The following is a 13,329-nucleotide window of genomic DNA, read 5'->3' as shown; positions in this document are numbered from 1 at the left end:
TAAAAATAATCAGGTAAAAAAGCAATATGAGCACATTGGATTTCCATTTTGTTAACCGTATCCGTCATCAGACACAAGTACTTGCACAACGTACCGCATTACGTTTTAAAGAGAATCATATTTGGGCGGAGATGAGCTGGGCGCAATTTCAAGCAAATATCGACACACTTTCTTATGCCTTGATTGCCAACGGTATCGGCGTTCAGGATAAAATCGGTATTTTCGCCCACAATATTCCGCGTTGGACGATCGCCGACATCGGCGCTATGCAGATTCGTGCGCTTGCCGTTCCCATCTACGCAACCAATACCGCAAAGCAGGTAGAATATATCATTAATGATGCGGACATTAAGATTTTATTCGTTGGTGATCAAGAGCAGTATGATCAGGCCATAGAAATAGCGAACAATTGTTCGCAATTACAGAAAATCGTCGCCATGAAATCGACGATTAATCTTTACAATCATGACATGGCTTGTCATTGGGATACATTTGTTGATGTTGAACCGCAACATCACGAATTTACCGAGCGTTTGGAAAACAAACAACTGTCGGATTTATTTACACTGATTTATACCTCCGGCACCACCGGCGAGCCGAAGGGCGTGATGTTGGATTATGCAAATCTTGCCCACCAGCTGCAAGCCCATGATATGGCATTGCCGCATGTGGATGAACATGACACGTCGCTTTCTTTTTTGCCGTTTTCGCACATTTTTGAACGGGCGTGGGTGGCTTATGTGTTTCATCGCGGTGCGACGAATTGCTACCTTGAAGATACCAACCATGTTCGCGAAACCTTGGCTTATATAAAGCCGACCTTAATGTGTGCGGTGCCGCGTCTTTATGAAAAAATGTATACGGCGGTGTGGGATAAAGTACATAAAGCGCCGCTACACCGTAGGGCATTATTTCATTGGGCAATCCGTATCGGTGAAAAATATTGGCGTAGTGCGAAGCCATCGGCATTATTGCGCTTACAACATGCATTGGCGGATAAACTGGTGCTGGCAAAATTGAGAGCGTTATTGGGCGGTCGGATTCGCATGATGCCGTGTGGCGGAGCCAAACTTGAGCCGACAATCGGTGTATTTTTCCACAGTATCGGTATTAATATTAAATTGGGGTACGGTATGACGGAAACGACCGCCACCGTGTCGTGTTGGGATGAAAAAGGGTTCGACCCGAATTCGATCGGCACGCTCATGCCGAATGCGGAAGTGAAAATCGGTGAAAATAACGAAATTTTAGTCCGTGGCGGCATGGTGATGCGCGGTTACTACAAAAAGCCGGAAGAAACGGCTCAAGCGTTTACCGCAGACGGTTTCTTAAAAACCGGCGATGCGGGGGAAATGGATGCGCAAGGGAATTTGTTTATCACCGATCGGATTAAAGAGTTGATGAAAACGTCCAACGGGAAATATATTGCGCCGCAATATATTGAAGGCAAAATCGGGAAAGATAAATTTATTGAACAAATTGCGGTGATTGCTGATGCGAAGAAATATGTTTCCGCCTTGATTGTCCCCTGTTTCGAAAGTTTGGAAGAGTATGCCCGACAATTGAATATCAAATATCAAGACCGCGTAGAGTTGATTAAACATTCGGACATCATTCAAATGTTTGAGAAACGGATTAACGAATTGCAACGCGAATTAGCCGGGTTTGAACAAATTAAAAGATTTACCTTATTACCTCAAGCCTTCAGCACGACAGCGGAAGAAATCACGCCGACGTTAAAATTACGCAGAAAGGTTATTCTTCAACGATATCGTGAACAAATAGACGCAATGTATAACTAAGTTCGTTTTACATACAAGCGGTACGATCTTGCAAAATTTTTGCGAAATCGTACCGCTTGTGTATTTAGGCGTGTGCGGTATTTTCTTTCGTGAAATGTTTCAGAAGGAAATAACCGACCACGGCGGAGACGGAAGAGCCGAGTAAAATCCCCAAGCGGGCGAGGGAGATGAATTTTCCGTCTGCTTCTTCTCCGCCGAACGCCAATCCCGCTAAGAACATCGACATGGTAAAACCGATACCGCAGAGTACCGAGACGGCAAAGATTTGTTTAAAGTTAATGCCTTCGGATAATTTGGCGATGCCGAGTTTCACCGCCAAAAAGCTAAAACTGAATACACCTAAGGTTTTACCGACAATCAAGCCGAGGGTTACGCCGAGGGTAAGCGGTGACGTTAAGGTGCTGAGGCTCATGCCGCCGAGTGAAACACCGGCGTTTGAGAAGGCGAATAACGGTAAAATCACGAAGGCGCACCAAGGTGCCAACAGGTGTTCAAAGTCTTCCAACGGTTTTTCTCCGTTGTTGCCTTTAAGCGGAATACAAAAGCCGATAATTACGCCGGCAAGTGTGGCGTGTACGCCCGATTTTAAAACGGATGCCCACAAAATCAGCCCGACCACCATATAAGCACAGAGGGCGGTAACCCGCAACCGGTTCATGACGATCAGCGCAACAATTGCAATCGCGGCGGAGACTAATGCAGTGGTACTTAAATCGTGGGAAAAGAAGATAGCAATGACGACAATCGCGCCCAAGTCATCAATGATTGCCAACGCCAGTAAGAAGATTTTCAAGGCAAACGGAACACGTTTACCGAGCAAACCAAGTACGCCGAGAGCAAACGCAATGTCGGTCGCCATCGGAATCGCCCATCCTGCTTGGAATTCCGGCGAATCATGGTTGATCAGCCAATAAACGATTGCCGGTACGATCATCCCGCCTAAAGCGCCGATTGCCGGAAAAATCGCTTTCTGATAACTGGAAATCGCACCGACCAACATTTCTCGTTTGACCTCTAAGCCGACCAACACGAAGAATACCGCCATAAAACCGTCGTTGACCCACATCAACAGGGGTTTATGGATACTAAAAAGCCCGACTTGAATACTCACCGGCATTCCTAAAAAGTCGAAATACAGCTCGTTTAAAGGACTGTTTGCCAATATAATTGCCAAAGCGGCGAAAACCAATAATAAAATACCGCTGGCCGATTCAAGTTTTAGAAAATTTTTTATTGATTGAACCATTTTTTCTCTCCATTCATTAAGAATCCGTAAAGATTGAAAATATTACCTTCTTTTAACAAAATAATAACGTGAGATCAAGGTAATCTGTTGTACTACGGAAGTAAAATAGCCATAAATTTGATCAACATTATGGAAACGATATGTCACAAGAATGGTTTTATTGGGCGTTAGCCTCGGCATTATTTGCTGCATTAACTGCGATTTTCGCCAAAGTCGGCTTACAAGGCGTGGATTCCGATTTTGCCACCTTTATCCGAACGACGGTAATTTTAATTGCACTGGCAGCGTTTTTAACTTATGCCGGCAAATGGCAGCCGTTCGGGGCGCTGACGGGAAAAAATTGGACGTTTTTAATACTTTCGGGTTTGGCAACCGGTGCCTCGTGGCTGGCTTATTTTAAAGCCTTACAAATGGGACCGGCTTCCCAAGTTGCTCCGATCGATAAGTTCAGCATTGTGCTGGTGACCGTTTTTGCCGTGATTTTTTTAGGTGAACGACCGAGCGGGCAAGATTGGTTGGGCATCGGGTTAATTGCCCTCGGCGTTTTAACCTTGGCGATAAAGAGATAACAAATTCGCCTTGATCTTTGCTCGGTTTATCGTTAAAATCCGCACTCTTTTTCATGTTCCTCTTTGGCGTTAGTGCCAATTTTTTAGATATTTTAGGTAGATAACAATGAAACGTACATTTCAACCATCTGTATTAAAACGTGCTCGTACTCACGGTTTCCGTGCCCGTATGGCAACTAAAAACGGTCGTCAAGTATTAGCGCGTCGTCGTGCTAAAGGTCGTAAAAGCTTATCTGCATAATGACAGATAAGTCAGCCGAAACACTCAGTGTGAATACGCTAACTTTTCCTCGGGAGCTACGTTTGTTAGCTCCCGTTCAATTTAAAGCGGTTTTTGAACTGCCTCTTCGTGCCAGCACGCCCCAGTTAACCCTTTTATCCCGTCAAAATCACCTTGAACATGCCCGTATCGGTTTAACCGTGGCGAAAAAGCATTTGAAAAGAGCTCATGATCGCAATCGTATCAAACGTATTGTGCGAGAAAGTTTTCGATTAAAACAACATCAGCTCCCGCCTTACGATTTTGTCTTTGTAGCAAAAGGCGGAATTGGTAAACTCAGCAACCAAGAATTATTTGAAACCTTGGATAAACTATGGCAACGCCACATTCGTCTCGCTCAGAAAGCACAGCAGGAACAACATCAAAGCTAAGCCCTTTGGCTTATGTAATGCTCGCTCTTGTGCATTTTTACCGCTATGTCATCAGTCCATTAATTGGACCTCGTTGTCGTTTTTACCCCACTTGCTCTACCTACGCCTTAGAAGCGATTAAAATTCACGGTGCATGGAAAGGTGGCTGGCTGGCATTGAAGCGGATTTTGCGTTGTCATCCGTTTAGCCAAGGCGGCGATGATCCGGTGCCGCCGAAATGTGATTGCGGTAAGAAGCATTAATATTCATAAAAAAACTCTCCCAAAACAATCTAACGACGATTTCGGGAGAGTAAGTTTAGTATCCTATACTACAAGTTACTTTAGAATTTATACTCTAATTTACCGCCGAACTGTGTTTGTTTGAATGTTGCATCAGACATCGAGTAACGGTAATTGACATAGACACCTAAACTTAATTGCGCAGTGATTTTGAAATCCACGTTGGCATTCAAACGTAAAGCATCTGCGACTTTTCCCGTATTGAATTGTGCTTGTTGGCTTGATGTAATACGAACGGACGAGGCGCTGTGGTTATAACGCTCATAGAACGCCCCCACATTGAAGCGACTAACGTCATTTTCCCATACCAAATCGGCACCGACATACGGACTGACAACGTTCAAGTTTTCCGGATCAATTTGCCAATTTAACGTATTTTGGATTTTGCTATCCAAGTGCGTGTAGTTGAGACCAACGGTTGGGATAACACTGAGTTTGCCTGTCGTAATCGGATAAGCAAAACCTACACCTATTTGTGTTTGGTCGGATTTGATATCACCGATATCTTTTTCACCGTTTGCACTCACTTTACCCTTATGACGGTGATAGCCGAAATGGGTATTCAGCAATACACCGTTGTTGAATCGATGTTGGTTTGCAAGTAAGAAAGAAACGGATTTGTAGCTTGTTTCACTTGAACCATCAACGGCTTTCGGTTTCACTTTATTTCGGCTAAAACCTAATCCTAGGTGTAATTCATTGCTTGCACTTAACGGAATATAACCGCCAAATAGAGTGCTGTTTTGTGTTGCGTCATATCCGTAGCCATATTGTTCGAAACTGAGATTTGAACGGTATTTGCCTTGGCTGTGTTGTTGATCGACATAGAACCCTTTCTTATCTTTTCGCCATAGGCTCGTCATGAATTGTCGGCGAATATTTTCACTATGCGTAAACAATGCATTATTCGCGACTAAATAAGACGGAATTTGTGCATTAATCGCAGCACGGCTTGCCGTATTCGAGGTACTGTTATCCGTTGTGCTCGGTGTCGTTTCTGCCATGGTGTTTGTTGTGTTGCTTGTCGGCTCGACATAACGAATAACCGCTTCGGGAGTTTCCCCGTTTTCGTTCACTAAAAGTGTTTGTAAGCGGTAGTCATAATAATCGCTGTTGTTTTCACCGAATTTATTTTCAGCTGCAATCGTCGCTTTTTTATCTACACTGACCAACGCATATTGGTAGATATCACTGCGACTAAACTCCAATGCTTTATTTAATACAAATTGCGATAAGTTTGCATTACCTTTGATTTGAATAAGCGAAATACCTTCGTCGGCATCATACTGGCCGTTACGGTTTTTATCCGAAATGCCTTGTGTTGATGAAAGCATTTGTAGATTGACCGGAATCGGCGTGTCACTGTCGACATTGCCTTTGATCAATAATTGATCATATTGCCATTTCGCCGGATCCTCACTCTCATTCAGCACATTTAATAATACGCTACCGCCATAATTTTTGAGATTATTCAATGAGAGCGATTTTGGTGAAAAGGCGGATGGATTTGCAAAAATCGTCGGGGAAATGACCGCTTGTTCATATAACGAGACGTCGGATTTGATTTCGCCAGAACCGCCGAGTACCGCATCGGAATGTACATATACAGGGCTGTTATGGATCACGCCGTTTACGGATAATCCGCCGGACTGAACATCGGTTTTGCCTCGGTGTAATAAATCACCGGACAAATACGCCACACCGTTACCCTGTTTAACCAGACTACCTTGACCGAGACTGTTGGCTTGTAAATACGCAGTTTGAGTATTATTAAAAATAATTTGTGCGGTATCGACCAAATTGACTTTGTCTAGTGTGACGTTTGCGCCGTCATGCAGTGTGATTGAGGTGTTCGGATGCACTTTTGCATCGCTGGCGACATGTTCGGCAGCCTTATAAATGACATTACCATTTTGAATGTCAATGATATTAAGCACGGAATTGCCATGTAGAGCAAGAGAAGCATCCGATGCTTGAGGTTGATAATTCAGATTAATTTTCCCTGCCGTTCCGCCGATATTACCGAGAATAGCTCGTTCACCGGAAAGGGCATAAGTCAAATTAGACGGGGTTAAGCTGTCGTTGACAAGATTACCGTTGAGGGTTTGAGCGTATAACCCGCTGTTTGCTTGTGTGCTTTCGGTTAAATTGAAATCCAATCCGTTGAAGTCCAAGGTTCCTTGATTTAGCGTGATATTGGTATGTTTAACTTGATCCAAGCTGTTTAAGCGGACTTTACCCAATTTATTGACAAGTACCGTTTCATAAGCTTGAGCTTGACCGTTGGTATTTGGTTGTTGATTTAATGTCGCTAAACCTTCTTCTACGATTAAATTTGCCGGATTAATACCGCTTCCTACTTTAATCATTTCACCGTCACCGATTTTGTAGAAGGTTTCCGCCTCAGTGCTGTCCAGGCTGATTTCAAGTGCCGATTTTCTTATGTCATTATGAATCAGATTCTCTTGCCATACGAGTTCTTGTAAGTTGAAAGAAACATAATTGATTTGTTCGGCACTTTCTTCATAGAGGAGACCGATGTCGCCGTTAGGTAACTCCGTGAGACTGTTGTAGGCGTAAGAACCGGTTGTAATCGTGGTGTTGTATTTCCATTCGATGGAGCCGTCCTCCTGCACTTCACCTAACCAGACTTTACCATTAACACGGGTACGATTGGACGAATGCGGATTGGCGAAAAGAACATATTCTTTACCATTAATGCGTTTGGAATATTTAATGACGGACATCTGTGAATAAGGATCAAGCAAGATATCATCGGCAACAACCTCTTTTTGCCAAGTAAAACCGCCGTCTTTACTCGTGGAAATATTGACACTTCCGTTCAGATTACGTGAGAACATCTTTAATTCACCGTTATCCAATTCAATTAATTGTGACTCGGTCAGTTGATAAGAATCACTATTTAATAAGCGGGATCCGCCGCTGCTTTCCAAACGACGATCATTCGGAGATTCACCTCTCACCCACGTTTTACCGCCGTCCTTACTGATAATGACTGCTGAAGATTGTTTGTTATTGCTGTTGGTGTAATAAATTGGCATGACTAACGAGCCGTCTTTTAATTGAATACCAACTCCCGGACCTGTACCGAGGAAGCGCATCCAATCGGCTTTAACTTGCGCGGTAATATCGACAGGATTACTCCAAGTTTGTCCTTCGTCATCACTGGTAGTTAACCATAAATAGCTGGTAACTTTCACTTTTAGTGGGGCGGCTTTACTAATCGGGTTGCGCGCTTGTAAGAACACGTTACCTAATAACGTGTCACCTTGATAAAGATCCCCAAGATCTTTGTAAGCTTTTTCCTGACTACCTTCTACGACTACACGATAATCCGTTGCCTGATTATTTTCATTATAAACAATACCGTTTTCACGTACCGTGTATTGATTATTTTCATCGTCGGTCAATAAACGATAGTGTTTACCGTCAATACTCTTATAACCGCTTCCTTCAGATGAGTGGTTTTGATTGATACCAAAGAATCCCCGTGTTTCAGGGAACATATCAACCAGCATAAAAATACGTCCGTTATTTTTATCTTGAACCAGTAACGGGTCGATTAAAAATGCGGAGTTTTGATTACCAAACGGTTGTTCAATCAGATCAATAACGACCTGATCCGTTTCCCATGTTTTACCGCCGTCTAAGCTACGGCGAATTGCGGTGTCGATATTCCCCCAGTCGGATGCATGCTGATGACGTTTATCAATCGCTGCAATGACCGTGCCTTTTTGAGTCGTCAACAACGCCGGGATACGATAGTTTCTCGCACCTTCTTGTCCTGCCATAAACAGTGGAACGGCTTCCTTAAAGTTGGCACCTAATTGTTGGTAACGGGCCTCTTTCTGTATTAATGCCTGTTCATGCTCGCCCTGCAATGTGATATGTTTGTTTTGAATTTCCTCATCGGAAAGCGGGCGATTAACCAAATCCGCATAGAAAATATCGCCGGTAAAACGCCAAGAAGAATTGCTATAACGTTGGGTTTTTCCTAGGTATGCGGAGTCCAAATTATCAATACTGTTGAAGAATTCTACCGCTTGGTGGATTTTGAGTTGTTGACCGTCCACATAAACGGAGATTTGATTATTTTCTTTATCAAAAATATAGGAAACAGTTCGGAATTCATTGGCAACCGATAAACGTGGAATAGAGACTTGAAGACTGCTGTTCGGAATAAGATTACTGTTATTACGGATTTCAATACCCAACACATCATTATCATTGGTACGGTTAATATAAAAACTGACATACTGTTGATTACTTTGAGAATTCGATACGCCGAAAAGAGAAACCAGCCCGTTTCCCATATTGTCACGAAATCTGACGGTAAGTGTTCCGCTTTCCAGATTGAATGCCTGTTTTTGCTCAAACTTCTCAGTGAATGCGACCGGTTTTAGAAACGATTTTGCATTTTGGTATTGAAATATCGTTGTTTCAGTCGCTAATCCCATTGGTACAACAAGAGATGAAACAAAAAGAGCTAAGGCTGTTTTTTTCATAGTATTCTCCTGAATGAGTGTAAATTGCGCCAATAAATGTAGCTTTACTCCAAATAAAAGTAAATTGATGGAGTAAATATTTGAGAAAGGGTTCACAAAATTAACAATATTTACAATTATGGAATTTAGAAAAAATACGGGAAAAATATGCGGCGCATTAGGTAAATTAATAAGATAAATCAATAGGTTATTTTATGGTGTAATATCAGTGATGTTTACTTATTAAGAAAACAATGTGATGAGCCGAAAGTTTTTTTAAGCTTTACCGGATAGGTTTATGTTCATGCCGTAATTTAGATTTAAGTTGCGCTGAAATGTGTAAAAAATGATTTCAATCAGACCGCTTGCGTGTAAAATTGTTAATAAAATGTGAAATTAAGCCAATTTTTGGCATAAAGTATTTGCATAAAAAATCGATCTCTTGTATATCTTTATGCCGTTTTCTCCTATGTGATATAGAGTCAAACGCAACATCTTAATTTTCCCAACCTTGAATTTTTAGAGGAAATAAAACATGAAGAATTTTTTAAAATTATCGTTAGTCGCAAGTTTAGCTATGGGTTCGATGGTAGCTCATGCAGAAGATAAGTTCGTGACTATTGGTACGGGCGGTCAAACGGGGGTTTACTATGTAGTCGGTCAATCGATTTGCCAATTGGTAAACCGTGATACGGCAAAAACCAATGTGAAATGTAATGCACCGTCAACGGGAGCGTCTGTTGCAAACTTGAATGCGATTGCCGATAAACAGATGGAAATGGGTATTGCCCAATCAGACTGGCAATACCATGCTTACAACGGCTCAAGTTCATTTGAAGGTAAGAAAAACGACAAATTACGTGCGGTTTTCTCTATTCACCCTGAACCGTTCACGGTAATGGCGCGTACCGATGCGAAAATTGCGACCTTTGATGACTTAAAAGGTAAGCGCGTGAATGTGGGCGACCCGGGTTCCGGTACGCGTGCAACGATGAACGTGATTTTAGCGGCAAAAGGTTGGACGGATAAAGAGTTCAAAGTCGCTTCCGAGTTAAAACCGGCAGAAATGGCATCCGTGATGTGTGATAACAACTTAGATGCAATTACTTATAACGTCGGTCACCCGAACGGTGCGTTAAAAGAAGCGGCGGCATCTTGTGATGCGCATTTAGTACCGGTAACCGGTGAAGCGATCGATAAATTAGTGGCAGCTCACCCTTACTATGCCAAAGCGACTATTCCGGGCGGGTTATATAAAGGTACTGATAATCCGGTAGAAACCTTTGGTGTGTATGCAACATTAGTAACTTCTGCGGATGTGGATGCGGATCGTGTTTATACCGTGGTAAAAGCCGTGTTTGATAACTTTGATCGCTTCAAACGTTTGCACCCGGCGTTTGCAAACTTAAAAGAAGAAGAAATGATCAAAAACGCACTTTCTGCGCCGTTACACGAAGGAGCAATCCGTTATTATAAAGAGCGTGGTTGGATGTAATTCATCCCTTTCTCTTAATATCAGGCAGGAGTCATCGCTTCCTGCCTTTTGTCGTTTTCATCAAGCGGTCAGATTTGGCTGATTTTTTGCAAATTTTTCGTTAAATCTAACCGCTTGTCTTAGGTTTTCTCGGAGGAGTTTATGTCTGCTCAATCCAAAACTATGGATTACGATGATCTGCAAGATCTCGTCGCCTCAAATGATTCAGGCGGTCGTAACCCGACAGGTTTTAGTAAAAAATTAATTGTTATTACAGCGATTTTATGGTCGCTATTCCAAATCTATTACACTTCACCATTTCCATTTTGGCTACAAGAAGTGGTGAGAGATTGGGGCTGGAATTTGAATGTGGTGGTAGATGATACCAAAGCTCGTTCTATTCACCTTGCCTTTGCCATGTTCCTTGCCTTCTTATCTTTTCCAGCCTTTGCAACATCGCCAAAACACCGCATTCCTTACCAAGATTGGTTATTTGCAACCTTAGGGGCTTTCCTTGCAGCGTACTATATTTTCTTCTATGAGGGGCTAGTTACCCGTTTTGGTGCGCCGAATACGCAAGATATTATTGCAGGCTGTTTAGGAATTCTATTATTACTGGAAGCATGTCGCCGTAGTTTAGGTTTGCCGTTAGTGATTATCGCAGGTGTATTCCTACTCTATAACTATTTTGGACAATTCTTACCGAGCAGTTCTATTATTAGCCACCGTTCTGGCTCATTATCTCAAATCATTAACCAACAATGGATCACCACGGAAGGGGTATTCGGTGTCGCCCTCGGTGTTTCAACCAAATATGTGTTCTTGTTCGTGTTATTCGGGGCTTTATTGGATAAAGCGGGAGCAGGCAACTACTTCATTAAAACCGCATTTGCTTATTTAGGCCACTTTAGTGGTGGTCCGGGTAAAGCTGCCGTAGTCTCTTCAGCTTTAACCGGTTTAGTGTCAGGTTCGTCTATTGCCAACGTGGTTACCACAGGGACATTCACTATTCCTATGATGAAGCGTGTCGGTTTGAGCTCAGAAAAAGCAGGCGCGATTGAAGTTGCATCATCGGTAAACGGACAAATTATGCCACCGGTCATGGGAGCGGCTGCGTTTTTGATGATTGAATACGTCAATATGCCGTATAGCCAATTGATTGTACACGCTTTCTTACCCGCATTAATTTCTTATATCGCCTTAGTTTACATTGTTCACCTTGAAGCACAAAAAATGGGCTTAAAAGGGTTGGAGCGTGTTGAACCTGTGAGCCCGATCTTAATTACGTTACTCAAAATAGTAAGCTATATTTTAGTAACACTTGGCTTGGCAATTGCGGTTCATTACGGATTAGGCTGGATTAAAGATGTCGCACCTGATTTTGCTTTCTTGATTGTGTGTATTTTATTAGCGGCGGTCTATATCAAATTGATTCACCGTGTTTCACAATTCCCTGATTTAGAAGCCGATGATCCAAACTCTCCAGTCGTATCATTACCTCGCCGTAAACCAACAGTAAATGCAGGCTTACATTTCTTATTACCTGTTGTGGTATTAATGTGGTGTTTGATGATTGAGCAATTCTCACCAGGGTTATCCGCTTTCTGGGGAACCGTTGCGCTTGCGGTCATTTTAGTCACACAACGCCCATTATTAAGTTTCTTCCGTAATGATGCAGGTAACAAAGTTGCGCTAGTTAAACAAGGCGTTCAAGAGTTAGTGGACGGTTTAGAGTCTGGCGCAAGAAACATGATTGGTATCGGTATTGCAACAGCAACGGCAGGTATCATTGTAGGTGCCGTATCGCTCACCGGTTTCGGAGTGCAACTTTCTGGTATTATTGAGATGCTCTCGATGGGCAATATCTTATTAATGCTGATTTTAGTCGCTATCTTTAGCTTAATTTTAGGGATGGGATTACCGACTACGGCAAACTATATCGTGGTATCTTCATTGATGGCATTGGTGATTGTCGAAGTCGGTAAACAGAATGGATTAATCGTACCATTGATCGCGGTTCACTTATTCGTGTTCTATTTCGGGATTATGGCAGACGTAACTCCACCGGTTGGTTTAGCCTCTTTCGCTGCCGCAGCTATTTCAGGCGGTAGCCCGATTAAAACCGGGGTGCAAGCGTTCTACTACAGCTTAAGAACAGCGATTTTACCGTTCCTGTTTATCTTCAATACCGATTTACTCTTAATTGATGTGGGTTGGGCAAAAGGTATTTTAGTATTCCTCACGGCAACTATCGGTATTTTGCTGTTTACCGCAGGCACGATGAATTACTTCTTCACCAAAAATAAACTATGGGAAACATTGGTATTAATTTTTGCTGCCTTTATGTTATTCCGTCCGGGCTTCTTTATGGAGCACATTTCGCCGACTTCACGCCATATCGAGCCGGCTCAAATGACTCAGGAGTTAGAGAAAGTACCCGCAGGTCAAAATCTGACGCTGAAAGTAGCAGGGGTAAATCCTTACGGCAAACCGATTGAATTCTACTCACAGCTCACCGTACCGGCAGGTGCAACAGGCGAAGAGCGTATCAAAGCAATGGGATTAACCTTGCTGGATACCGGAGAGAAAATTGAAATCAACGGCGAAATGTCACCGAAGATCTTAATTGATAATGTTGAAATTGATTCAGCGGCAGCGAAAGCAGGCTTAAATTGGGATCAAACCATTCTTGATGTGGCGTTACCACAAAGCTCGCTTCCAAAAGAATTAATGTTTATCCCGGCTTTCCTATTAGCGATTTTTGTCGGCTGGAATCAGCGCCGTCGCATAAAAAAATAAGG

9 protein-coding genes are annotated in these 13,329 nt (G+C 42.7%); 7 read left to right on the top strand and 2 right to left on the bottom strand.

The window, feature by feature from the left end; genetic code table 11:
• The first annotated feature begins 26 nt into the window (after window positions 1-26).
• A complete protein-coding gene (locus tag ACEYKX_RS10930; protein ID WP_373766726.1) occupies window positions 27-1,802 on the top strand; it encodes a long-chain fatty acid--CoA ligase in 1,776 nt (591 codons plus the stop codon).
• A gap of 64 nt (window positions 1,803-1,866) precedes the next feature.
• On the opposite strand, the gene nhaA is transcribed toward ACEYKX_RS10930, so the two are convergent.
• Window positions 1,867-3,048, bottom strand: coding sequence for a Na+/H+ antiporter NhaA (nhaA, locus tag ACEYKX_RS10925; RefSeq protein ID WP_373766727.1), 1,182 nt, complete (start codon window positions 3,046-3,048; stop codon window positions 1,867-1,869).
• Window positions 3,049-3,188: 140 nt separating this feature from the next.
• Between nhaA and ACEYKX_RS10920 the strand changes: the two genes are divergently transcribed.
• The 4 genes from ACEYKX_RS10920 to yidD all read left to right on the top strand — a co-directional run bounded on the left by ACEYKX_RS10920 (window position 3,189) and on the right by yidD (window position 4,510).
• Window positions 3,189-3,617, top strand: a complete 429-nt coding sequence (locus ACEYKX_RS10920) for an EamA family transporter (RefSeq protein ID WP_373766728.1) — start codon at window positions 3,189-3,191, stop codon at window positions 3,615-3,617.
• Window positions 3,618-3,723: 106 nt separating this feature from the next.
• Window positions 3,724-3,858 carry a 50S ribosomal protein L34 gene (gene rpmH, locus ACEYKX_RS10915; RefSeq protein ID WP_005599701.1) on the top strand — a complete coding sequence of 45 codons (135 nt, stop codon included), beginning with the start codon at window positions 3,724-3,726 and terminating at the stop codon, window positions 3,856-3,858.
• On the top strand, window positions 3,858-4,268 hold the full coding sequence (gene rnpA / locus ACEYKX_RS10910) for a ribonuclease P protein component (protein WP_373766729.1): 411 nt from the start codon (window positions 3,858-3,860) through the stop codon (window positions 4,266-4,268). Before rpmH ends, rnpA begins: the two co-directional genes overlap by 1 nt.
• Window positions 4,211-4,510: a membrane protein insertion efficiency factor YidD gene (gene yidD, locus ACEYKX_RS10905; RefSeq protein ID WP_373766730.1), complete on the top strand. Its 300-nt coding sequence runs from the start codon at window positions 4,211-4,213 to the stop codon at window positions 4,508-4,510. Before rnpA ends, yidD begins: the two co-directional genes overlap by 58 nt.
• Before the next feature lie 80 nt (window positions 4,511-4,590).
• Here the strand turns inward: yidD and ACEYKX_RS10900 are convergent, their stop codons facing one another.
• A complete protein-coding gene (locus ACEYKX_RS10900) occupies window positions 4,591-9,075 on the bottom strand; it encodes an exo-alpha-sialidase (protein WP_373766731.1) in 4,485 nt (1,494 codons plus the stop codon).
• Between the two features lie 514 nt (window positions 9,076-9,589).
• Between ACEYKX_RS10900 and ACEYKX_RS10895 the strand changes: the two genes are divergently transcribed.
• A complete protein-coding gene (locus ACEYKX_RS10895; protein WP_373766732.1) occupies window positions 9,590-10,549 on the top strand; it encodes a TAXI family TRAP transporter solute-binding subunit in 960 nt (319 codons plus the stop codon).
• A 141-nt stretch (window positions 10,550-10,690) separates the two neighbouring features.
• Complete coding sequence (locus ACEYKX_RS10890; protein WP_373766733.1) at window positions 10,691-13,327, top strand: TRAP transporter permease; 2,637 nt, start codon at window positions 10,691-10,693, stop codon at window positions 13,325-13,327.
• Window positions 13,328-13,329: the final 2 nt, after the last annotated feature.

Origin of the sequence: Glaesserella sp., from assembly GCF_041817755.1 — a bacterium.
Classification (GTDB): Bacteria; Pseudomonadota; Gammaproteobacteria; order Enterobacterales; family Pasteurellaceae; genus Glaesserella.
The sequence above is the reverse complement of the archived record's forward strand: the minus strand, read 5'-3'. Positions and strand labels throughout refer to the sequence as shown.

What these genes read in the sequence shown, in the direction of transcription:
- ACEYKX_RS10930 (WP_373766726.1), top strand. Translation starts at nt 27, where the DNA reads ATGAGCACATTGGATTTCCATTTTGTTAACCGTATCCGTCATCAGACA.
- nhaA (WP_373766727.1), bottom strand. Translation starts at nt 3,048, where the DNA reads ATGGTTCAATCAATAAAAAATTTTCTAAAACTTGAATCGGCCAGCGGT.
- ACEYKX_RS10920 (WP_373766728.1), top strand. Translation starts at nt 3,189, where the DNA reads ATGTCACAAGAATGGTTTTATTGGGCGTTAGCCTCGGCATTATTTGCT.
- rpmH (WP_005599701.1), top strand. Translation starts at nt 3,724, where the DNA reads ATGAAACGTACATTTCAACCATCTGTATTAAAACGTGCTCGTACTCAC.
- rnpA (WP_373766729.1), top strand. Translation starts at nt 3,858, where the DNA reads ATGACAGATAAGTCAGCCGAAACACTCAGTGTGAATACGCTAACTTTT.
- yidD (WP_373766730.1), top strand. Translation starts at nt 4,211, where the DNA reads ATGGCAACGCCACATTCGTCTCGCTCAGAAAGCACAGCAGGAACAACA.
- ACEYKX_RS10900 (WP_373766731.1), bottom strand. Translation starts at nt 9,075, where the DNA reads ATGAAAAAAACAGCCTTAGCTCTTTTTGTTTCATCTCTTGTTGTACCA.
- ACEYKX_RS10895 (WP_373766732.1), top strand. Translation starts at nt 9,590, where the DNA reads ATGAAGAATTTTTTAAAATTATCGTTAGTCGCAAGTTTAGCTATGGGT.
- ACEYKX_RS10890 (WP_373766733.1), top strand. Translation starts at nt 10,691, where the DNA reads ATGTCTGCTCAATCCAAAACTATGGATTACGATGATCTGCAAGATCTC.